This is a genomic window from Pseudoalteromonas sp. XMcav2-N, assembly GCF_024124545.1.
Lineage (GTDB): Bacteria > Pseudomonadota > Gammaproteobacteria > Enterobacterales > Alteromonadaceae > Pseudoalteromonas.
In genome coordinates, this window is record NZ_JAMXSF010000006.1 from 33,089 (window position 1) to 56,176 (window position 23,088).

The window sequence follows — 23,088 nt, forward strand, 5'->3', positions numbered from 1 at the left end:
AGCCGTCATCATGAATGCGTTACAGGCAGAGCGCCCGCTTTTTTCTTATCCCAAGTACTGGGCCGAATGTTATGGTCCCGCCCCATTTTTACCCACCAGTCGTGCAGAGATGGATGCGCTGGGCTGGGACAGTTGCGACATCATTATTGTTACAGGTGATGCTTATGTAGATCACCCCAGCTTTGGTATGGCGGTGATCGGGCGAGTATTAGAAGCGCAGGGGTTTCGGGTTGGGATCATTGCTCAGCCGGATTGGTCGAGCAAAGACGCCTTTATGAGCCTGGGTAAGCCTAATCTGTTCTTCGGGGTGACAGCCGGTAACATGGATTCCATGATCAATCGTTACACCGCAGAAAAGCGTATTCGTCATGATGATGCTTATACACCTGGTAATGTGGGTGGTAAACGGCCCGATCGTGCCGTGGTGGTATACAGTCAGCGTTGTCGTGAAGCATACAAAGACGTGCCTTTGGTCATCGGTGGCATTGAGGCGAGCCTGCGCCGGATTGCTCATTATGATTACTGGCAGGAAAAAGTGCGTCGTAGCATTATCTTTGACGCCAAAGCGGACTTGCTGATTTATGGTAATGCTGAACGCCCGTTGGTTGAAGTTGCACATCGTATCGCAAACGGTGAACCAATCGACACCATACAGGATGTGCGCGGGACTGCTGTGATCCGTAAGGAACCTTTGCCAGAATGGCGCGGTAGCGACTCAACGGCGATCGATAAAATAGGTAAAATCGACCCAATCCCTAACCCGTATGGGGCTGATGATGTAGGCTGCAGTAAGTCGGAGTTTGTTCAGGCTGAAAAACAGCAGGCCGAAACACAGGCGCAACCCATTGTAGTGCAGCCACCCAGGCTCAAACCTTGGGAAAAAGTCTATGTTAAGCTGCCTGCCTATGAGCAGGTTAGCGTAAACAAGCCTCTGTACGCCCATGCATCGCGGATCCTGCATCAGGAAACCAATCCGGGTTGTGCCCGGGCACTGTTTCAGCGCCATGGTGATCGCAGTGTGTGGGTAAACCCACCAGCATTTCCGCTGGAAACCGAGGAAATGGATGAAGTATTCGGGTTACCTTATCAACGTGTACCGCACCCTCGTTATGGCGATGAAAAAATCCCGGCCTATGACATGATAAAAACATCAGTGAACATCATGCGAGGCTGTTTTGGTGGATGTAGTTTCTGCTCAATCACAGAGCACGAAGGGCGCATCATTCAGAGTCGCTCTGAGCAGTCTATCATTGATGAGATTGAACAGATCCGCGATAAAGTCCCTGGGTTTACCGGCGTGATTTCTGACTTGGGGGGACCAACGGCCAACATGTACAAACTGCGCTGTAAGAGTAAAAAAGCAGAAAGTACGTGTCGTCGCCTGTCGTGTGTATACCCGGATATTTGTAAGCATATGGACACAGATCACACGCCAACCATAGACTTGTACCGTAAGGCCCGGGATGTTGACGGGGTGAAAAAGATCCTGATTGCCTCAGGTGTACGCTATGACCTGGCGATAGAGGACCCTCGCTATGTCAAAGAGCTGGTGACTCACCACGTCGGCGGTTACCTGAAAATTGCGCCAGAGCATACTGAGCAGGGGCCACTGTCTAAAATGATGAAGCCGGGCATGGGCACTTACGACAAGTTCAAAGAGCTATTCGATAAGTATTCCAAAGAGGCGGGCAAAAAGCAGTACCTGATCCCTTACTTTATTTCTGCACATCCGGGCACGACGGATGAAGACATGGTGAATATGGCGTTGTGGTTAAAAGCCCATGACTTTAAACTCGATCAGGTGCAAAACTTCTATCCGTCTCCCATGGCCAACGCAACCACCATTTATCATACTGAGATGAACTCGTTGCGTAATATCAAAAACAACAAAGAAGTAGTGGCTGTGCCCAAAGGGGCTAAGCAGCGCCGTCTGCATAAGGCGATTTTACGATACCATGATCCGGCTGGCTGGCCGATGATCCGTGAAGCGCTGAAAAAAATGGGTAAGGCAAACTTGATCGGTCGCGGACCGCAATGCTTAGTGCCTGAGGCTGGACGCAATGAAGGTAAGAGCAACACCCGACGTAAGCCCGGCACTAAAGCACTGACCCGCCACAGTGGCTTTGGCCAGTTTAACCAGGCCAATACCAAGCCCAGAGTCGGTAAGAATAAACCTTCAGGTCGCAGCACCAAACGCTAGTGAACTGAGTAAAGAAAAGCCGCTTAATAGCGGCTTTTTTATTTTAGTTGCTGCTCTCTTTGCGATAAGGGATCCCGGACTTGATCCAGTCTGCGGCGGGTTTGCCCATCAGATAGTGATCAAAGTAGTCCTTCATCCGGATAGAGTAGTCGACCTGATTTGGAAATTGCTTCAGGTGATGTGGCTCGCCTTCGTACTGCAAGAAGATCGCATCTTTATTGTGACGACGCAGTGCCAGGTAATACTGGATCCCTTCCTGCCAGGGTACAGCGCCATCTTTGTCACCAAACATCAGTAAGATAGGGGTTTTGACCTTATCAGCATAGAAGACCGGAGAGTTCTCTATATATAGCTCAGGCGCTTCGGTCAGGGGCTTGCCGATCCGGCTCTGCCCGGTTTCATACTGGAACTGGCGCGCCAGGCCCGACTTCAGACGAATACCGCTGTAAGCTGAAGTCATATTTGAAACCGGTGCACCAGATACCACGGCTTTAAACATATCGGTTTGAGTGACGGCAAAGGCACTTTGATAGCCTGCCCAGGAGTGTCCCTGCAGACCAATTTTGTCAGGATCAGCCACACCCAGGTCTATCAGCTTTTGTGCAGCATTGACTAATGTTTGCGTAGAAGAGCGACCCGGATAACCGATTTCAAATCGAATATCAGGCAGGAATATGGCATAACCATTGGAGGTGAACATCGGCAGATTTGGTCTGTGGTTCAGCACCATATGTGGAAAGTTGTACATGCGTTGGCTCATGTATCGATAAAAATAGAATACCACAGGGACTTTCTGGCCGGGCTGATAGTTAGCGGGTTTGATCAGCACCCCCTGTAATTGTTCACCATTGTAACCCTGATATTGCACCAACTCCGGTTTTTGTCCCCAGGCAAAGGTACTCAGCTGAGGGTTCAGGTTGGTAATTTTGTTGCGTTTATCAAAGGTGCTGTCTGTTTGCCACAGATCCGGAAATTCGTGATAACTCTGTCTGGTAAACAGCAGTGTGTCTGCCTGCTTAGCTTTTTCTATCAGGCTGTACTTGGTTTCGCCGGAGGTTAGAGTGGTTAGCTTGCCTGTTGCCAGGCTGAGTTTTGCTATGTGTGTTTGCTTGTTTGCCAGGTTATGAGCAGAGAGATACACCTGCTCATCTGTAGTAAAGCCGACAAAGTCTTTATCCAGCTTGATAACCCGGTATTGTGTCTGGTGCTCCTTGCCTTGTGTCAGGCGTGTGCCCTGACCTGTTTTAGTATCAAAAGCCCAGATATCGAATTTACTGTAGGCATATAGTGTACCGCCGTCTTGTTGCCAGCCGGCAAATCCATAGCCTGGGTTAGGCTCTGGGTAATCATGGCGAGCATCGGCAAACAAGGCATCGCGCACAGCTTTGCTCACGGCCGTTTCTTTTTGCGCACGCAAGTCTTTGAGCCACAGCTGATCCTGCATAAAGTAAGCGGCGTGTTTGCCTGTGGGTGATAGGGTCGGGCGATTGGGCGCTTCTTTCACAATAAAGCTGCGTGCGCCAGTGGCAACCTGAACAGCATAATAGTCCGCATAGAAACCTTTATACATGATCTGTTCCAGGTAGGGCTGATCATTACTGGCAAGCAGGAAAGTTGCTTCGCGATTGAGTGTGACGTCACGGGCCGTTTCATCACTGAGCTGCGCAACACGTTGATTGTTCAAGTGGTACACCGCCTGATAATTGCGATCTCGATTTGTCTCTTCCCAGGTTTTGATCTCCCGGGGTTTAATCTGGGCGTCATTATTATGCCAGACCTTAAGTCCTGACTGCGCCATAATGGTATCCAGATCTGTCAGTGACGCCTGATCCTGATATTTTTTCTCAACCGGCTTTGGCGCCAATAGCGGGCGGTTTTCAAAGTAAAGTCGCTCGCCTTGTTCCGACCAGCTTAGTGCCGCTGATTTGGCACTGTACCAGCCTTGTGGTTGCACGACCTCTGTAAAGCGGTCTACTTTGGCATCCCACAATCTAACCTGGTAAGCTCGGCGGCGCGTATCGTCGTTGACATAATTGCCCTGAGTAAAGGCGACCAGTGACGAGTAGGGGTGCCAGGCGATATGTGACAGGGTTACACCCGGTTCATCTATCAGCACACTGGCCTGAGCGCGAGCAAGGTCAAAGTACTGTATCTGATTGCTTGCGCCGTCTTCACTGTGTTGGCTCATGAGTACGCCGTATTCTGCCGGGCTCAATGCATAACGGCCAACCTGTTCAAATTGGTGCTGCTGATCTGAGTTTAAGTCCACAATAACCAGTGGATAGGCTTTGTCTTTCTTATCAGCAGGGATTTTAGCGTCGTCGCTTTGTTCTGATTTTTCTGACGGCTCGGCTTTTACATCCTGGCGGTATGCCAGCCAGCGGCCATCGTCGCTCAGCTGATAGTCTTTGACCGCATCAAAGGTACGTTGCTCACCAGTGAGGGTATTGACCAGTACCAGCGCATGTTTGAGTTCTTTGCGGGCTTTTTTATCAGACGTCTCTGACGTCAGCAAGCTGGGGACTTGAGTGAAAGCAGCCCAGTTAGCGGCGCGATTGAGTTGAGCTTTGGTACCACGTTCAACGCTGGCAAGCAGTCGGTTGGTTTTGAGGTCATAAACCTGACCTGTGCTATCACCGCGATAGGGCTTAGCGCTGAGCGCAACAAAGCGCCCGTCTTCTGATAAGACTCTGCCTTGTGCATATTTAAAGTCAAATACATCACTAAACTCCAGATTGGGTTTAGCGGCCAGTGCGGAAGCTGAAAACAGCGCGGCCGTGAGTAAAGATTTCGCAAACGTCATAATATGATTCTTGTTCGATAGGAGTTGTAACTTTGTAACACTTTTATCTGGGAGACAAAACAGTGCTGCGTTGGGTGTGAGGAAAAACTGGATAAAGCCAGGCGGACAAGGCCCGCCATACAAACCACAAGTTAAAAACGTCAGGCGCGCCTTTATGGCAACCAGATACGCTGTAGTTCTTGCCAGTGACTGCTAAAGTTCGCTGCGGGTTTGGCTTTGAAGTCACTGCGAACAAACTGGTTCATTTTGCCTTCCACATAGGCCAGAAAAAAGTTTGCCAGGGCGGCTTCATCGCTGGCAAAGGTTTTGCCTTCGCGTAATTTGCGTTCACGCAGTACTTGCTTGAACTGTGTCTCAAGCTTTTCAAACAAACCTTGTACACGCTCTCGTAATCGTTCCTGTTCACCCTGCAGTGCATCGCCAGTAAGAATACGGGTGATCCCCGGGTTTTTCTCGGAAAAGGTGAGTAACAGCATCAGGATGTTGTATACACGGCTTTGCGTTTCTTTCTCATTTTCCAGGATCAAATTAATGCGAGACAGTAAGGTATCTTCGATAAATTCGATCAGCCCTTCAAACATGCGGGCCTTGCTGGGGAAATGACGATACAACGCAGCCTCAGAAACACCGACTTCCGTCGCCAGCTTGGCGGTGGTAATACGCTGCCCGGGACTGGTTTCAAGCATCTGCGCAAGGGATTGAAGTATTTGCTCTTTGCGATTACTGCGTTTAGTCGCTGGCATGAGATTTCCTTTATGATTATCGTTATTTTAGTAGGAGCGGGCCCGTGAGCAGGCAGTCGTTACGCACACCTGAACGATTGCACAATGGGCCCTGTACTCAATTATCTGGCCATGTTAATGCTTTATTCAGCTTCTTTCCAGTCTTTTAACATGAACTTAATTAAGTTTACCCGCAATTGCTTTGACGACAGTAAGCGCTAACTCTGACTTGCTTGCCAGCGGTAAAGATTGTTGTTCCTTGTCCCAGAACAGGGTAAGTGCATTGTCATTGGCATTAAAACCGATCCCTGCCTGGCTCACATCATTAGCGCAGATCATATCTAAACCTTTGTTTTTCAATTTACCTTGTGCATATTGTGCGACATCCTGAGTTTCAGCGGCAAAGCCAACGGTATAGGGTCGCTGCGCGGTCAGCGCGGCAACATCGGCAATGATGTCGGGATTTTTCACCAGCGTCAGCGTCATCTCATCGCCCTGCTTTTTGATTTTTTGTTCGGCGATGTCTGCGGCGCGGTAATCCGCCACGGCCGCGCAGCCAATGAAGACATCTGAATTAGGCGCTAATTTCATGGCCGCCTGATGCATATCGAGCGCACTGCTCACCATGTGCACGTCACAGTCTGGTGGTGGTGTGAGTGCGACCGGGCCGGAGATAAGGTGAACATGAGCGCCCAGTGCAAGTGCCGCTTCGGCCAGCGCATACCCCATTTTACCTGAGCTATGGTTACTGATATAGCGCACCGGATCGAGTGCTTCGCGCGTGGGGCCTGCGGTGATAGTCACGGTTTTACCTGCCAATAGCGGGGCTTCAGGTGTCAGCTCACCCAGTGCCAATGCGACCAGTTCATGTGGCTCCAGCATGCGGCCTTTGCCCACATCGCCACAGGCTTGCTCGCCCTGACCAGGTCCCCAGATAGCCACTTCCCGGTTTGCCAGTGTGCTGAGGTTGGCCTGGGTTGCCGGGTGTGCATACATTTGCTGATTCATGGCCGGTGCTATGGCCACTTTGGCCGGCGTTGCCAGCAATAAGGTAGTAAGTAGATCATCGGCAATACCTGCGGCCATCTTGGCGATGATATTGCTACTGGCCGGAGCCACTAAAACCAGGTCAGCCCACTTTGCAAGCTCGATGTGGCCCATTGCGGCTTCGGCAGCCGGATCGAGCAATGAGTCTGCAACGGGCTCGCCGGATACGGCCTGCATAGTCAGCGGGGTGATAAACTGTTTGGCTGACTCCGTCATTACAACCCTGACTTCACAGGCCTGATCTTTTAACCGTCGTACCAGTTCGGCACATTTATAGGCGGCGATCCCACCGCTAATCCCCAGAAGAATACGCTTGTGTGTTTGGCTCATGCTCGGCCCCTGCAAATTGAAACTAGCGCTAAGATAGCATAGCCCGCCTGTGGTTTTGAATTATTCTGCTGCCCGTCTACACTCAGATCATCACAGTGACGTGATGATGAACAATTTACACCCCTGTTCAGCAGATTGGCTTGGTTAACAAGGAGGAATTATGCAACTGATGACAATACCGAAAGCGCAGCGACCAAGAGAGCGTTTGTTAAAGTGTGGTGCGGGAGCACTGAGTGATGCCGAATTGCTGGCTATTTTTCTACGCACGGGTGTGGCCGGCATGAATGCGATAGAACTGGCTCAGTCTCTAATCGAACAAAGTGGCTCGTTACACAATCTGATGAACGTCACCCTGGGTGAGTTCTGTGAATATAAAGGGGTAGGTGAAGCCAAATATGTTCAGTTACAAGCCGTGCTTGAGCTTAGTCGACGTTATTTACTGGAGGAAGTGGTACGTGATGCGCAGTTTGGTTCGCCTCAGGCGGTCAGTGACTACCTAAAAATTCAGCTCAAAGGGCTGCATCATGAAGTCTTTATGGCGCTGTTTTTAGATAATCAGAATCGCCTGATCCGCGATGAAATTTTATTTTCAGGGACCATCAATGCCGCCAGTGTCTATCCCAGAGAAGTGGTCAAAGCTGCGCTCAAATATAATGCGGCGGCTCTGATCTTTGCGCACAATCACCCATCAGGTGTTGCTGAACCCAGTGAAGCTGACAGGTTGATCACCAATAAGCTGCAGCGCGCGCTGGCTTTGGTTGATATTCAGGTACTGGATCACATGATAGTGGCAGGCAGTTGTTGCCTCTCATTCGCACAAAGAGGGCTGTTATAGCGCCCGATTATGCGCTATTTGATTGGTTTTACCCCGCTTTCCTAGCATAAATTAAAAATAGTTTAATTTAAATGCAGTTTTTACTTTCCTAAGCGGCCATGGATCATTATAATTGGCCGCTATCAAATTTACCCATGAGCTGATTAGGATATCATCAGATCCTTGAACTCTGCCTGTAAATACTGTATAAAGAGCGCCCTTTGATTTTACCCAGGGCAAACAGTTTGAAGGCCTAAGGGGAAATTAAGCTCGAGCGAAGTTATTGGAGATATATAGACATGTCTAAAGTCTGTCAAGTTACAGGTAAGCGCCCGGTTGTTGGTAACAACCGTTCACACGCGCGCAACGCAACTAAGCGTCGTTTCCTACCTAACCTGCAAACACACCGTTTCTGGGTTGAAAGCGAAAAGCGCTTTGTTACTCTACGCACTACTACTAAAGGTATGCGTATCATCGATAAAAAAGGCATCGACGCGGTATTAACTGATATCCGTGCTCGCGGCGAAAAAGTATAAGGAGCTTAAATCATGCGTGATAAGATCCGTCTAGTTTCTACTGCTGGTACTGGTTATTTCTACACTACCGACAAGAACAAGCGTAACATGCCTGAAAAAATGGAGATCAAAAAGTACGATCCTAAAGTACGTAAGCACGTGATCTTCAAAGAAGCGAAAATCAAGTAATTCGCTTTCAGATTCGAAAAACCCGGCTCCGGCCGGGTTTTTTATTGCCTGTTTTCTGCCATGCTACTTTTCTTACTCATACCTACCTGTTTGTTAATTAATACCAATTTGCTTAATTAAGTGTTCTATTTTGAGGCGAGAAAATATGGTCGATAACAAGGCAAAAATTTTGCTATTTAGTTGTTCTAAATAAGAAATTTTTAACGCCGTTAGCGCCATATTAGGTCCGTCAAATTGAACATGTATTAAGTGAAATTGGTATAGGGCTTTTAGCCTAGAACTCCCACCTCTTTGAGACCTACCTGTTTAGTTGGACAGTTATTGCTTGTCGGGCAATCCCTTAGGCTATCTCCGATCGAATTCAAAAAGGAGATGGTAATGAAATATACACTGAAAAATCGGGAAAAAGGGGAGATCCAAATAGTCGAGGCGAATGCTGCACTGGGCCTGGATGCGTTGACACGAGAAGATGTACTGGAGTTGGTAAAAGCCCATGGTGCGGTTTTATTCCGTGGCTTTGACACCACTCTGGATGCATTTTCAGCCTTGGTTTCCCGTGCCAGCGACAAAGTGACACTGGACCCCGCACGTAAGCATTTTTCTGATAATGCACAGCTGGTCGATGCCGGAACTGATCCGGTCGGACTGCACTTAGAAAATGGTAACGCGCCAAACTTGCCGGATCTCGCCTGGTTTTACTGTAAAAAAGCGGCGAAACGAGGCTCTCAGACAACCTATTGCGATGGCTATAGCGTGCTGGATGACCTGGATCCTGCCTGCAACCAAGACTTTACCACGCGACAAATCAAGTATGCGCGTCACTTACCTGAAGCACTATGGAAAAAGTACACGCTCAATGAAGTGGATGGCCTGGAGCGTATCGAGCAAGTGACCTTTGAGCACTTGCAACAACTGGCTGCACACAATCCTGGCCAGACTTTTACCTTACTTGAAGAGGGGGTGGTGTACTCAGAGCTGGTTGTGCCTGCAATCCGCCAGTCTAAGTTTAGTCAGGTTAAAGGGTTTGCTAACAGCTTGCTGGGTCCTTCCTATAACTATGAACCACCTAAAATCACCTTTGGGGATGATCAGAAAATTGATGAGGCTGTCTGGCAGCACATTAATGAGGTCACCGAAGCCCATACCAAAAACATTGACTGGCAGGATCATGATGTCGTGGTACTCGATAACACCCGGGTGATGCACGGTCGTCGCGAAATCATCGACACCGATCGCGAATTATTCAACGCGCTCAGTTATGTGGCATAGGAGTGGACATGAAACAGGCTAAATTAACCGAGATAGTCGGACAATTTCTTCAAAACACAGAGGCGCAGCAGGTTGTTGTTAAGCAGTGTGGCAGTGCACAGAAGCTGACGATGCAGGATTTTCGTCATGCACTGGCACAGCTCAATACCAGACTAACCGCACAAGTGGCTGACATCGATCAGCACCTTGTTGCGATAGCCATAGATCCGAGTGCGAACTGGATTTTGCTGGATACCCATTGCATTGTGAGCAAAACAATCAGTGTTCCAATTCCAACTGAATTCAGTGACGAGCAAATTGCGCATTTGCTTGAACCGGTTGGCTACTGTTTTGTGGATGATTTTCAGGTGGCAAAACGGATCATGGCCGCAGCCCCTCAGGTTGGCGTGATATTCTCTGATGGCACCCTTATCAAAGCCACCGAAAAAGCACCCAATGCGGAGTTGCTATCCCAGCTGAAAAAGCAGGATGTGATTAAAATCATTCATACTTCGGGCACAACGTCAGCGCCAAAAGGCGTGTTGATCCGCGATGCCGGGCTGGGTGGTCTGATAGAGACGCTGGCGCAGGTTTATCAACATCTGGGTCCCTGGCATTACTATTCTATGGTGCCGTTTTCACTCTTGATTGAGCAGGTGCTGGCCATTTATTTGCCCTTTAGCAGCGGCGGCTCCTGCACTTTACTGCCGAGCGGGATCCGGCCTTTCAGTACCCAAAGCGGTATGGCGGACGAATATCTGGAAAGTGTCCGTTATGCCGACTGCAATGTCCTTTACCTGCCTCCTAAGCTACTTGAGGAGACACTCAGCATATTACAGCGTGGTGAAATAAGTGTTGCGGATATCTTCGGTTCAAATCAGGTACACGTTGTCACTGGCGGGGCAAAAGTGTCGGCACAACTGCTGATTGACCTGCAAGCGTATGGACTGGAGGTTGATGAAGGCTACGGGCTGAGCGAAAACTCATCTGTGGTGGCGATTAACACTGGTGCCGGGAAAAAACTGGGCAGTGTTGGCAAGCTATTACCCGGGCTTGAAGCACGGATTGAAGAAGGCGAGCTGCTGATCAAGAGTCCCAGCTTGTGTGCCGGTTACCTTAATCGCGATATCAGTGCGTGTGAGTTCAATGACGAAGGGTTTTTGCATACCGGTGATCTGGCTCACTTTGATGAACAGGGTTACCTCTATATTGAAGGTCGGATCAAGAATGTCATCATTTTATCCAGTGGCCGCAATGTCAGCCCTGAATGGGTCGAGGCGACCTACAAAGAGCTGGATGACGTGGCTGATGTGGTGGTGTTCGGTGAAGCACAGGAAAGCATTTCCGGTGTGGTGTTTACTAACCAAGAAATGGACGAAGCACAGATCCAGACTGCGCTGGCAAAGGTGGCCTCGAGACTACCGACATATTGTCAGATCCAGCAAGTGCGGGTGCAACATCTGAGTGAATCACTCAGACGCCGCTACTTTACCGTAACCGGGCGTCCTATGCGGGACAAGATAGCCCAGGATTTCTTTGCTGATATCGCAGCATAAAGGAGCAAATGATGACAGTAAAATCAACAAGCCGGGCGCTGCAAAGCGCCTCTGGCGCCACTTTGACATTTGATGACGGCAGTACAGCAATTGACTTGTGCAGTGGCGGTTTTGGTCATGGGCAGCGCGAGATTGTCGCGGCGGTTAAGGCCCAGGTTGAGGCCATGCCATTATCAAACCGGGTAATGATCACGCCAGTGCTGGCAAGTCTGGTGGATAAAATTGCACAGCTGATGCCAGGCGAGCTGTCTGTCAGCTATATCTGTAACTCTGGAGAAGAGTCTTTTGATGGGGCACTGAAGCTGGCCCGGGGCGCTAACCCGGATCGCGATCAGGTGGTGGTGGTATCCGGGAGCCATTTAGGTTGCCTGAGCTATGGCCAGTATTTCTCACAATCAGGCGTGTCTTTGGATTATCTGCCATTGCGTCCTGTCTTTGTCGAAGCCAATGACAGTAAGGCGTTAGCCAGCGCTATTACCGCGCAAACGCTTGCTGTGGTTTATGAGCCTGTATTGACGCAACAGCAGTTGTTGCCATTGAACGAAGATTTCCTGACGACCATGCGCACCCTGTCCAAGAGTACAGGTGCCACCATGATTGCCTATGAAGTGAATACGGGGATGGGTCGTTGTGGTCGCAATTTTGCGACTGAACTGACTTCAGTGGTACCCGATGTGATGGTCATTGGCGGTGCCCTGAACGCAGGGTGTGTGCCAGTGGGGGGGTATGTCACACACAAGGCACTGAATGACTTGGTTTACGGCAAGCAAAACCCATCGTTGCATGGTAGCACCACTGGCGGAAACCCGGCCAGTTGTGTGGCAGCATTACAGGCACTAATTGCGCTGGAGTCTCAGGGGGTTGCGAACAGGCAAACTCAGATAGGTGCGCAACTGGTGAGCAGCATAGACGGACAGGCAAGCTGTAAGCAGGCGGGGAGCCTGGTGTATGTCACGCTGAAAAACGCTGCACAAGCGAAGGCCATGAAGCTGGCATTAGCTGAAGCCGGGTTACTGGTCGCTACCCGGGGGCATGAGCTGCATCTGACTCCGCCTTTGATGATCAGCGACAGTGAACTAGCACAGGCCTGCGCCACATTAAGTAAAGTCATCAAGCAAGTTAACGTCAAGGAGGCAGCATAATGGATCTGCAACAAACAGTAGAGACTTTAGATCAACACTGGAACCCGACAGCTGCGAGCCTGTACCGAGTGAGCCGTCGTACTATGGAACAAACCGCGCACAATACAGTGATCCGCGACCATCTTGGTAATGAATTCCTCGACTTTGCCTGTAGTTATGGTGTATTCATCGTCGGTCATACCCAGCCTGAGATCCAAGCCGCAGTGACGGCGCAGCTGGAGCAAGTATCAATTGGTGCTGTCGGGGTGGAAGACCAGCAAACACAGCGTTTGTCACAGCGTCTGGCAGAGATGCTGCCGGGCGACCTGAATCGCAGCTACTACTGCAATTCGGGTGCCGAGGCCAGTGAATTGTCTATGCGTGCGGTGATCACCGCTCACCCGAGCAGCGACCGGATCGTGGTAGCCCGTAACAGTTATCATGGCAAAACTCTGGGGGCGCTCAATATTCTTGGTCAGCGTGGTCATCGATTGCCATTTGGTAAGCTGGCAGATAACGTCGTGTATGTAGATTTTGGTGACATTGCACAAATGCGTGAAGCCATTGCAGGTGGTGCTGCAGCCGTTTTCATCGAGCCCATACTGGGTGGGCCTTACCTGCAGGTGCCTCAGCTGGGTTATCTGAAACAAGTGGAAAGCCTGTGCCGGGAGTATGGTACTTACCTGGTTGCAGATGAGATCCAGACTGCGTTTGGTCGTTGCGGCAAAATGTTTGGGATCGACTATGATCAGGTGGAGCCGGATATCGTGATCCTGTCTAAAGGTCTGACCGGTGGACATGCGGCGATTGCTGTTGCGGTTTTCTCCGAGCGCCTGGACAGGCGGCTGCGCAATGACATCCTGGTGGATGAGGCTTTCTTCGCGACTGCCGGGGGCCACCCCTATAGCAGCAGCGCCGCTCTGGCAGCCCTGGATTTTATCGAGCAGAAGCAATTGGTGGCGCGTGCGCAAAAGCAAGGTGAATATCTGCTTAGCGAAATGCGCCGGGTGGCAGCTAAATATCCAGATCTGGTATTAGATGTGCCCGGGGTTGGTCTGATGACTGGATTAAAGTGCGCCAGTCCGGCAGTTGAAACGGCGATTACTATGATGATGGGACGTCACAACATTCATTTGGGTCACTCCATGAATGAAAAGGCAACGCATCCGGTGCTAAGATTTTATCCGCCACTGACTGTGTCTCATGATGAGGTCACGCGTTGTATCACAGCGTTGGAAGGGGTGCTTGCAACCTTAGGTAAGCGTCCAAAACTATTCCTGAAGCTGATGAATGCGCTGATCAAACGTCAGTTCACTATGCCCAGGAAGTGGTTATATAAAATTACCGGTGTCAAAGCGGCATAACCGAAAAATAAAAAGACTGGCGCGAGGCCAGTCTTTTGGGCTTGGGACCACATTGGAGATGGAAGTTCACCCGCGATGATGCGGATTCACCCAATTAGTTGATCGGATAGTTAGGGAATGGATTCTGGTAACTGATATCCGGGCGTTGCTCAGTGAAAATTGAACGCACTTTTAGCAAATCAATCTTCCACTCACCCGGCTTAGTGGCAATCACGCCTAAGGTGTTATTGCTGACGAACAGCTGCGGCCCTAACAATGGCTCAAATGGCAGCTCAACATCCGTGGACTGCACAATTTCCTGATGAACCAGGACATTAAAGTTTAACTCCATTCTGCCAGTACCCGGGCGGTTACCTTCTTCATAATGACTGATATAGAAAGAAGTAGGTGAAAAAGATGCATTCTGTCTCAGTTGGGCCAGACCTTCTGTTGCGATCTGTATGGTGGAATCAATCCCGGTGGACAGGCTACCATTGAGATCCAGCTCAATCGCCGGGCTGACAATGTCATTAAAGCAGGCTTTGACTTCATCAACCCGTACATAATCCTCCTTAAAGTTAGACGCTTCCGGAATGCACAGGAAAAAGCGTCGCACAATCTGGCTGCCCTCAAAATATGCATGTTGTTTATTGAGGCTGCGTAAAAAGGTTTTATTTCTGAGAATTCGCTTAATGTTAAATGGCGGCGCATCTTGTGCTTGCTGGTAAGCCATCTCATTGTCTTGCCAGTCATCATCCTGCGCCATAGCGCTGGTTGTGCCAAAAGTCAGTGCGGTGGTTGCTGCCAGAGTCAGAAATTTATTCATTGTCTTTGTTCCTTAGTGTGGAAGTTGAGTTCGTTATTGTTGGTTGTCAACGTGGTGTTGACTTGCTTACCAGTCTGACCCGGAACCTTATTTCAGACCATTTCAGGATATTTCTTTGCTTATCGCTTCATTTCACGGTGTACCTGAAACAGCGTGTTGGGTTGTGAAATATATTTCATGGCGATTGTTGATTTTAATGGGAAACACCAAAGCGGCAGACAGCAACAACAATATTGCCGCGGGCTTAATAAACCAACATCAACGGAGATAATCATGAAAACAGTTAAGCAAACCCAAGTACTGGTCGGGAATAAATTCACTAACTTTGCACAAAACCCGGGCGTTACTACTTATGAACAAGCACGCACTATGCTGGAAACCAATGATGAACAGCTCTCGACCACCCAGTTTGTATTAGGTCAGGGAATTTGTGCAGATGCTTACCAGGCACTACTTAATTTGGCGGAGGAAAAAGGCATGGCAGCAGCCTTTGCAACTCCTTCCTTTAATAAGCTGAATAAACAGGAAACCCATAAACATCAAAAACGCAACGGTATGTTAGGGGAACCGCAACAAATTGAAGACAATGTATACCGCCTGCCTATTTATATTGACGATGCCTGCGATGAAATGGGTGACCATGTCACCGGGCACCACATTCAGGGCATGGTGCTGACAGAATCGGCACGTCAGGCGTTTTTGGCTATTACCGAACGCTATTTCCTGGCCGAAGCTGAAAAAAGTTACTTCGTGATTAACTCGCTGGATAGTGAATATCTGAGCTTTGCGTTTCCACTGCCGCTGGAGCTGGAATATCGCATTTTGAGCTTCACCGACAAAGGACGCGGCACTTTGTGCTTCGATGTAGAGATGACCTTATCGCAAAACGGTCAGGATTGTGCTCGTGTGAAGACCAAGTTCAGTACCTACCCGGAGAAATTCCTGTCTCGCAAAGAAGGCAGCATGGCCAAGCAGGCGGTGGAGCACCTGCAAACGGCATTGGCAGAGCAAGGAGCCGTCTGTGATGTGGCAGCCTAACGTCATCGCGCAGAGACCCTGCGCTTTCTTTGACGTCGATAACACGCTTATCGACCTGAAAAGTATGTTTTCATTCGCCGATTTTTTACAGGACAAAGCGCTTTTGGTTCCGGCTGAACGTTTCGGAGCCTGGCGCGAGCGCTTGGAGAGCTTATTTGCAGCGCAGCGTCCTCGCAGTGAAATCAATCGCTTTTACTACACCTTATTTGAGGGGGTTGAAGTCAGTGCGTTTGCTGAGGCGGCGCAGCTGTGGTTTGCCACTTTGCCCGAGCCAGATGCTTACACTAAGCCGGCTCCGCTGGCGGCACTGAAGGCATTACAGCAAGCCGGATATAACACCATTTTGGTCTCCGGATCCGGGTATCACCTGCTGGCACCTTTTGCGGCAGTGTGGCAGGTCAGTGATGTGTTGTGCGCGCCTCAACAGCAAAAAGGTGGGCGCTATACAGGCGAACTGGATGACCTGCCGAGCATAGGTCAGGGGAAGGCACATTTTATTGCGCAGTTTTTACATCAGCACCAGATCTCTGCCGATGCTTGCCTGGCTTTTGGTGATGACCTCAGTGACTTCCCTATGTTAGGTGCTGTTAATAAAGGGTTTTTGGTGGATCCGCTGGCGCCAACTCTGATTGCAAATCAGGACGTCGGGTATGAAGTATTCACCACGATTTCTGATCAGAACTGTACGTTCAGGCAGTACGTCTGCCACTAATTTTAATCAACAATAAACGCAACTGGATAACCACAGCAGGATAACCAGAAAGCAGCACTGCACAGCGGGGAAGCGCTTTCTGGCATCCAGGTAATGTAATTGAACACAATTTAACTTAACTAAAATGGAAGAGAATTATGTCTAAACGACTAGCAAACAAACTGGTATCTCCAATTGGCTTGGGCTGTATGGGAATGAGTGAGTTCTACGGTGAGCGCAATGATGCGCAATCTCTGGAAACGCTGCACGCAGCACTGGATATGGGTTATAACCATTTCGATACTGCGGATATGTATGGTCAGGGTCACAACGAATCGTTGCTGGGCCAGTTTGTCAGTGACATTGGTAGTAAGCGTGATGATATCGTCTTTGCCTCAAAATTTGGTATTCGCCGCGATCCAAATGACAAATACAACCTGATCATTGATAACAGCAAAGAATATGTCAAAGCAGCGTGCGAGGCGTCACTGAAGCGTATGAACCTCGAAGCGCTGGACATTTATTATATGCACCGTCGTGACCCGAATGTGCCTATCGAAGAGCCTATGGAAGCGCTGGCTGAGCTGGTTAAAGAGGGCAAGATCAAGGCCATCGGTCTGTCTGAAGTCTCTGCCGATACACTGCGTCGTGCAAACCAGGTACACCAGGTTGAAGCATTACAGAGTGAGTATTCACTGTGGAGCCGTGATATTGAAACAGAGATCCTGCCTGCCTGTATTGACTTGGGTGTGCAGTTTATCGCTTACAGCCCGCTGGGGCGCGGTTTTTTAACCGGGCAGATCAGCAAAGAGCAAATCGAGCAGGCGGACGTGGCTTCAGATTTTCGCGCCAAACTCCCTCGTTTCCAGAAAGAAAATATCGACACTAACCTGGCGCTGGTCAATAAAGTGGAAGAGATCAGTCGCGAGCTGGGCTGCTCAACAGGCCAGGTTGCACTGGCGTGGCTACTGAACCGTCATGAAAACGTCCATGTTATCCCGGGTACCAAACGTGTGAAATATCTGCGCGACAATTTCGCCGCACAGAACGTCACCCTGTCTGACTCGATCATCACGTCTCTGGATGAGTTGTTCTCTCGCGACAATGTTGCGGGTGAGCGCTACCCTGAAGCGATTCTGGCAGGCACTAACCTGTAATTCTAAGTTCCGGCACCCAGGTTTGGGTGCCCCTCAACAAAAGAGTATGTGTAATGGTTAAGCAAGTCTTAATTGTAGGGGCCGGACCAACAGGCATGGTGCTGGCGCTACAACTCAAACGTTTAGGCGTTGATGCAACCGTGATTGATTCACGTTTGGCTGCGGGATCCGGTTCTAAAGCGCTGAGTGTGAACCCGGCTTCGCTAGATATTCTGGATGATTTGGGCGTGACGGAGCAGTTACTTGCGCGTGGCAAACAAAACCAGAGTGTAAACTTAATTTATGAAGGCCAGCGTTTGTTTAAGCTGGACTTTAAACAACTGAACAGCCGCTTTGCGTACTTTTTGATGCTGCCACAACCAGATACCGAAGCAGCATTGCAGGCGCGTATGGCCGAAACCGGCTGTGAGGTGGCGCGTGGCACGGCGCTGGTCGATTTGCACCAGCAGGGTGATCAGGTACAGGTGACGCTGTCCCGAGATGGCCAGGTTTATAAAGAGACCTATGATTATGTGGTTGGCTGTGATGGCGCGCGCAGTCGTACCCGGGAGTTACTCAAATTACCCTTCAGTGGGTACGATTATGATATGCATTTTGTTCTGGCGGATGTGAAGGTGCGCTGGAACCGTGACACCAGTCAGAGCTACTACATGGTCAGCGAAGATGGGTTTTTTATTTTGCTGCCACTGACCGAGGGCTATCACCGAATTGTTATAAAGGTTTCCGGGGCGTTTGACCCTAAGCAGACCATCGACTTTGACCTGATCCAGGCCTATTTACAGCGTCTTGATCCTGATCTGGAGATTTTCGAACCCAGCTGGATTTCCTCAGCCCCCTTTTATAATCGCGAAACCAGCCAGTTCAGACGTGGCAATGTGTTTATCTGCGGAGATGCCTGTCACTTATTTAGCCCGATCGGTGGCTTTGGTATGAATACAGGCATTGGTGATGCGTATAATCTGGCCTGGAAGCTGGCTCAGGTAGCTAAAGGCGAAGCGCCAGAAGTGCTGTTAGATAGCTATGACGCAGAGCGCCGCCAGAACGCCAAATCGTTACTGCGCCTGACTGATAAAAATACCTCGCTGATCGCGCGTCTTGACCGGCACTCGGCAGATGACGAAGCGCTATTTACGCCCAAACAGAAAAATCGTCCTTTTATTCGTCAATTTGTTCAGGCGGCGGCAGGTTATCAGCTTGATTATGCTGCAACTGGGTCAGCAAAAGGCGTAGGCCGTATTTATTTACCCCTTGATCTGCAAGGCTATCGGCATCAGGGCACGGGATATACCTTGTTTGCCAGTGATGCTGCATGCGCGGAGCGTTTGGCTCAACAAGTGGCGTATTCCGGTGAACAGGCTCAGATCCAGGTATGCCAACGGGAGACGGTGGCACATCAATTTGATCCTGAGGCCGAGTGTGTGCTGGTCCGGCCCGATAAGATCATTGCCTTCAGTGGCAATGAACGACAGTGCAGCCGTTTTCTTAACGACACACTGTTACTGGCTGAGAGTGCCTGACCATGAATGAAATAAGAGCACTTGGCACTTTGGAGCGAAAAATGGCAGCCCTGCATGATGTGCAGGGAAATGCTCAGACGACGTCTTTACTGACACTTGGGCAACAGCTCGACGAGGCGAGGCTGACTAAAGCGATGGCACGCTGGCTACAGCTGAACCCCGCACTGATGCTGACACTGAATAATCAGCAGAATACTTTTACAGAGGCGGCTGCAACCGGCCAGCTGCACGAGCTCGGTGTGGCGGAAGTCGCGCATGACAAAGCTCTGGCGTCGCTGATCCAGGCGGTGTTGAACACGCCCCTACAGCCGCAGCGGCAGTTATGCTCTGTTCTGCTTGTCCAGCAGCAGGATACGGCGATAAGCCACATTGCACTGACTTGCCACCATGCGCTGGTGGATGGCCACAGTCTGGCCTATCTGCTTGACCAGTTACTGCATTGTTATCACAACCTGACACACAGCGAGCGCAGTGCACTGGCACCGGCGATTGAATCTCAGCTCGAGCGGGCGCGAGGCAATGTAGCGCCCCTGCCAGCTCATCTGGGTTGGCCCGTTATCACCCAGGCAAAACCGGCTCAACGACACACCCGGTTTTGCCGACAAACCATTGAACGAGACGCACTGATTGCACTGAAAGCGATTGCCAAACACAGTGGCAGTGCGCTCAATACGGTCCTGACATACATTTTGACTCAGGCCATTAAACAAGTGCACAGCACAGGCAAGTTGCGCCTGTTAATGGCTATCTCACTCAGGCAGCGTACCGCAGTAAAAAGCGCTGCTTCCGCACTCGGGTGTTTGATAGCCGTCAGTGCTTTGGATATGCCAGGCAGCACGAACTGGCCGACCTTTGCTCGACAGTTTGATCAGCAGTTAGCTGAAACGATTGATACTGAGCTTGGCTATGTGTCGCCAATGGATGAGCAATCGCTGCACCAGTTACGTCAGAGTGCGGACAACCCGTCGCGCTTTAGTTGTGATTTTGCCATGACAAACCATGGTGTGGTGCAGTTTGATACTGCCCGACACGGAGTGGTTGTTCGGGAGTATGCCAATTTTGCCAATCGCAATGCCGGAAACGTTGGGATTGCATGTCACCTGGCAACCTCAGGGCACAGGTTGAACTGTGTCTTCACTTACTGTGAGCCTCTGATGTCAACGGCGATGGCACAGCAAATTAATGCGCTATTTAGTCGTCAGGTGAGCGCGTTTATTGAACAATATCAGGAGATTTATCATGAAGCGAGCTAGACTCACCACCTCCCAGGGCACCATCAGTTATCTGGAGTCGACCGGGCGCGGCCCCACTTTGATATTTTTGCATGGGAACTCTTCACAAGCGGCGGCGTTTGACGCCCAGATGAACTACTTCGGTGCGCATTTCCATTGTTTGGCTGTGGATTTTCTTGGCCATGGGGAGTCGTCTGCTGCACATAAGAGTGATGCCTACAGCTTTGCCGGATGTGTGATTCAATTACGTGATTTCATCGGTGCATTGCAGCTGGATGAATGTGTCATCATTGGCCACAGCCTGGGGGGACACGTGGCACTGGATGCTTTGCCTCACTTGCCTCAGGTGAAAGGCGTCGTACTGGCAGGCGCACCACCATTTTCAGCCGATACGGCTGCGCAAGCGTTTAAAGAAGAGCCCTCTCAGGGGCGCATTTTTCGCTCTGAATTGAGCGATGAGGATGTTGAGCAGGTGTGTGGTCTGTTCGTCAATAAAGAGCAAGTTTCTTTGGCACAGTGGCTGAAAGTGTCGCACAGTGTTGAATTGACTCAGCCCGATGTGCGCGAAGGGATCCTGGCAGGTCTGCAGAGCGGGCCACTATGTGATGAAATTGCGTTGTTACAGCAAGCTCAGATCCCGTCACTGGCCATCACAGGTGCAGCAGATCCTTTCATTCACTGTGAGTATGTCACGGGCCTGGAGCAGCAAATTGCACAGTTTCAGGCCCTTACTTTTGCGGATTGTCATCATTGTCCGCATGTGGAAGATGCACAGCAGTTTAACCGGGCACTGAGCGCTTTTTTGGAGCGGTGCCTGAATGATAAGGTCATGCGGATAAGCCGGTTAAACAGCGAGGATCAGACCTTACATCAACAGGTTGTGGCGCGTCCTGTGGTGGCTGCCGGACAAGTGCTGGTAAAAGTGACCGGATGTGGTTTCTCGGAGCTGGATCAGCGCATTTTAGCTGGTGAATACCCCCAGCTGTTGTCGCAAAGTGCTTTGGTACCGTTGAGTCAGTTTATCGGCGAAGTGGTGCATGTGGCAGAGAGTCGGAGCTCGCTAAAAATAGGCGATCGGGTGTTTGGGTGCTTGCTGGCAGAAAGCCAGCGGCTGGGCGCGCTGGCGGATTTTGTGCTGGTGAGTGAACAGCATGTTATTAAAGCACCGGAGAAACTCGATGATAAGCTGCTGGGTAACCTGATTTACCCGTACAGCAAAGCCTGGCTGATACGGCAAAAACTCAAACATGTTCAGCAGGGACGGGTTTTGCTGGTGGGCCGCGAGCGGTTGTCGACGACGCTGGTTGCAGATGCCCTGCTCGAAGCTGGCTATCAGGTGAGTTTGTTAGTTGATAATAAACAGCAAAAGCAGACACTTATCCAGAGCCAGATTGCTGGAATTGAGACTGTCACCACAGTGCAGCTGGAAGAAGATGCCTTACAGGGGGCCTTTACCACTGTGATAGAACTGGAGCCTGTGATTGATCCTCAGCTGCTGTTGCCACTGTGCTGTCATGACGGGGGGTTCTTTACTTTCCATTATCACCGGGAGTTCCCGACCCGGGCACTTTATGGTCGAGGTTTGAGCCTGCACAGTCTGGTACCGATTAACCTGTTAATGGAGCAGCTGCCGCGTTGTTCAGTACAGGAGCTGTTGGCGGACTGTCGTCGTGATATTACCCGGGTGGCCGCCATACTCAGCAATGAGGGCACCCCTCAGGCCGGGCCTCAGCGAGTAGGAAATGGTGACAGGCTGAGTGTGGCCAGTGGCCAGGATTTTGTGTTGTTTCAGCAAGTGAGTGCGCAGCCATGTTGAGGCGCACTAAAACCGCGCAGGCAAGTAATTTACTTGCCTACCTGTTGTGGGCGTCAGCAGCGATTTTTTTTCATCAGCTGACGCACATTGCCCTGTTTGATTTACTGAGCCTGAGAATTGTCCTGGCGACGTTGATGTGTCTGGTGTTAGTAACGCTGATGGGGCAACAAAGCGCGTTGCTTGCATTGCTGCGTGCCCGGTTTAAGTTAATCGCCCTCAGTGCTCTGCTCATAGCCAGCAACTGGTTGCTGGTGATCAGCAGCATTAGCAGCGAGCAGCTCAACAGCGCCAGTCTGGGATACTACCTGGCACCGGTCCTGACTTTGCTGTTACTCAAGCTGGTTAATCGAGAAGGGCTGCAGCTCAAAGAGTACGCGTGTCTGAGCTTGTGCCTGTGTGGCGTGCTGCTGTACATCAAGATGCAAGCTTATGCTGCGCTACCCTGGCAGGGGCTGGTTATTGCCTTGACGTTTGCACTTTATGTGGTGCTCAGGCGGTATTTACAGGAACCTGCGGTGGTGGTTCTGGCGGCGGAGCATGTGTGTGCTGCATTACCCGCTTTATTGTATCTGGCGTGGTCTCAGTATATCGCGCCGGGCAGTGGTTTATCGCATCAGTTACAGCAGGGTGACATGATGAAACTGTGCATACTGGGGGTGGTAACTACATTGCCTTTGTTACTTTATAACTTTTCTGTGAAGCATCTTAGCAGCGCATTTGTGTCTCTGTCCCAGTATCTTAACCCGACACTGATGTTGTTGATTGCGGTGCTGCTGTTTAAAGAAGTGGTGATGGCAGGTCAGTGGCTGGGACTGGCATTTATCTGGGGCGGCATTGCGGTGTACTTTGTGCTGGCTCAGCGTGCGCAGGCGCAGCACGCTGTCTAGACAAATTTAACTATGTGGTTCTGTTTACCGTCGAGA

At 50.3% G+C, this 23,088-nt stretch carries 19 protein-coding genes; 15 read left to right on the plus strand and 4 right to left on the minus strand.

What is annotated here, in order from left to right:
• The first annotated feature begins 10 nt into the window (after nucleotides 1-10).
• On the plus strand, nucleotides 11-2,200 hold the full coding sequence (locus NH568_RS09670) for a YgiQ family radical SAM protein (RefSeq protein ID WP_253046555.1): 2,190 nt from the start codon (nucleotides 11-13) through the stop codon (nucleotides 2,198-2,200).
• A gap of 43 nt (nucleotides 2,201-2,243) precedes the next feature.
• On the opposite strand, the gene NH568_RS09675 is transcribed toward NH568_RS09670, so the two are convergent.
• From NH568_RS09675 to coaBC, 3 genes are all read right to left on the minus strand, one after another.
• The gene (locus NH568_RS09675) at nucleotides 2,244-5,003 is read right to left on the minus strand and encodes a prolyl oligopeptidase family serine peptidase (protein ID WP_253046557.1); all 2,760 of its coding nucleotides are present in this window, start codon (nucleotides 5,001-5,003) and stop codon (nucleotides 2,244-2,246) included.
• A 152-nt stretch (nucleotides 5,004-5,155) separates the two neighbouring features.
• Nucleotides 5,156-5,746, minus strand: coding sequence for a nucleoid occlusion factor SlmA (gene slmA, locus NH568_RS09680; RefSeq protein ID WP_138545261.1), 591 nt, complete (start codon nucleotides 5,744-5,746; stop codon nucleotides 5,156-5,158).
• 156 nt (nucleotides 5,747-5,902) lie between these two features.
• Complete coding sequence (gene coaBC / locus NH568_RS09685; RefSeq protein ID WP_253046559.1) at nucleotides 5,903-7,102, minus strand: bifunctional phosphopantothenoylcysteine decarboxylase/phosphopantothenate--cysteine ligase CoaBC; 1,200 nt, start codon at nucleotides 7,100-7,102, stop codon at nucleotides 5,903-5,905.
• Nucleotides 7,103-7,262: 160 nt separating this feature from the next.
• Between coaBC and radC the strand changes: the two genes are divergently transcribed.
• From radC to NH568_RS09720, 7 genes are all read left to right on the plus strand, one after another.
• On the plus strand, nucleotides 7,263-7,937 hold the full coding sequence (gene radC / locus NH568_RS09690) for a DNA repair protein RadC (RefSeq protein ID WP_253046561.1): 675 nt from the start codon (nucleotides 7,263-7,265) through the stop codon (nucleotides 7,935-7,937).
• A gap of 278 nt (nucleotides 7,938-8,215) precedes the next feature.
• Nucleotides 8,216-8,452 carry a 50S ribosomal protein L28 gene (rpmB, locus tag NH568_RS09695; RefSeq protein WP_010383680.1) on the plus strand — a complete coding sequence of 79 codons (237 nt, stop codon included), beginning with the start codon at nucleotides 8,216-8,218 and terminating at the stop codon, nucleotides 8,450-8,452.
• A 12-nt stretch (nucleotides 8,453-8,464) separates the two neighbouring features.
• Nucleotides 8,465-8,620 carry a 50S ribosomal protein L33 gene (rpmG, locus tag NH568_RS09700; RefSeq protein ID WP_005493124.1) on the plus strand — a complete coding sequence of 52 codons (156 nt, stop codon included), beginning with the start codon at nucleotides 8,465-8,467 and terminating at the stop codon, nucleotides 8,618-8,620.
• Nucleotides 8,621-8,998: 378 nt separating this feature from the next.
• Entirely contained in the window at nucleotides 8,999-9,889 is an 891-nt protein-coding gene (locus tag NH568_RS09705) for a TauD/TfdA family dioxygenase (protein ID WP_253046563.1), read from the plus strand.
• A gap of 8 nt (nucleotides 9,890-9,897) precedes the next feature.
• Entirely contained in the window at nucleotides 9,898-11,424 is a 1,527-nt protein-coding gene (locus NH568_RS09710) for an AMP-binding protein (RefSeq protein ID WP_253046564.1), read from the plus strand.
• Between the two features lie 8 nt (nucleotides 11,425-11,432).
• Nucleotides 11,433-12,566: an aminotransferase class III-fold pyridoxal phosphate-dependent enzyme gene (locus NH568_RS09715; protein WP_253046566.1), complete on the plus strand. Its 1,134-nt coding sequence runs from the start codon at nucleotides 11,433-11,435 to the stop codon at nucleotides 12,564-12,566.
• Nucleotides 12,566-13,909 carry an aminotransferase class III-fold pyridoxal phosphate-dependent enzyme gene (locus NH568_RS09720; RefSeq protein ID WP_253046568.1) on the plus strand — a complete coding sequence of 448 codons (1,344 nt, stop codon included), beginning with the start codon at nucleotides 12,566-12,568 and terminating at the stop codon, nucleotides 13,907-13,909. Before NH568_RS09715 ends, NH568_RS09720 begins: the two co-directional genes overlap by 1 nt.
• A gap of 94 nt (nucleotides 13,910-14,003) precedes the next feature.
• On the opposite strand, the gene NH568_RS09725 is transcribed toward NH568_RS09720, so the two are convergent.
• A complete protein-coding gene (locus tag NH568_RS09725) occupies nucleotides 14,004-14,714 on the minus strand; it encodes a hypothetical protein (RefSeq protein WP_253046570.1) in 711 nt (236 codons plus the stop codon).
• Nucleotides 14,715-14,987: 273 nt separating this feature from the next.
• On the opposite strand from NH568_RS09725, the gene NH568_RS09730 reads away from it, so the two are divergent.
• The 7 genes from NH568_RS09730 (at nucleotide 14,988) to NH568_RS09760 (ending at nucleotide 23,052) form a co-directional block, all read left to right on the plus strand.
• A complete protein-coding gene (locus tag NH568_RS09730) occupies nucleotides 14,988-15,752 on the plus strand; it encodes an AfsA-related hotdog domain-containing protein (RefSeq protein ID WP_253046572.1) in 765 nt (254 codons plus the stop codon).
• Nucleotides 15,739-16,464: an HAD-IB family hydrolase gene (locus NH568_RS09735; RefSeq protein WP_253046970.1), complete on the plus strand. Its 726-nt coding sequence runs from the start codon at nucleotides 15,739-15,741 to the stop codon at nucleotides 16,462-16,464. Before NH568_RS09730 ends, NH568_RS09735 begins: the two co-directional genes overlap by 14 nt.
• 137 nt (nucleotides 16,465-16,601) lie before the next feature.
• Complete coding sequence (locus NH568_RS09740) at nucleotides 16,602-17,600, plus strand: aldo/keto reductase (RefSeq protein WP_253046574.1); 999 nt, start codon at nucleotides 16,602-16,604, stop codon at nucleotides 17,598-17,600.
• 53 nt (nucleotides 17,601-17,653) lie between these two features.
• On the plus strand, nucleotides 17,654-19,117 hold the full coding sequence (locus NH568_RS09745) for an FAD-dependent monooxygenase (RefSeq protein WP_253046576.1): 1,464 nt from the start codon (nucleotides 17,654-17,656) through the stop codon (nucleotides 19,115-19,117).
• 2 nt (nucleotides 19,118-19,119) lie between these two features.
• Nucleotides 19,120-20,370: a condensation domain-containing protein gene (locus NH568_RS09750; RefSeq protein WP_253046578.1), complete on the plus strand. Its 1,251-nt coding sequence runs from the start codon at nucleotides 19,120-19,122 to the stop codon at nucleotides 20,368-20,370.
• Complete coding sequence (locus NH568_RS09755) at nucleotides 20,357-22,165, plus strand: alpha/beta fold hydrolase (protein WP_253046580.1); 1,809 nt, start codon at nucleotides 20,357-20,359, stop codon at nucleotides 22,163-22,165. Before NH568_RS09750 ends, NH568_RS09755 begins: the two co-directional genes overlap by 14 nt.
• Nucleotides 22,159-23,052: an EamA family transporter gene (locus NH568_RS09760; RefSeq protein ID WP_253046582.1), complete on the plus strand. Its 894-nt coding sequence runs from the start codon at nucleotides 22,159-22,161 to the stop codon at nucleotides 23,050-23,052. The genes NH568_RS09755 and NH568_RS09760 overlap by 7 nt, the downstream gene beginning before the upstream one ends.
• The last annotated feature ends 36 nt before the right edge of the window (nucleotides 23,053-23,088 follow it).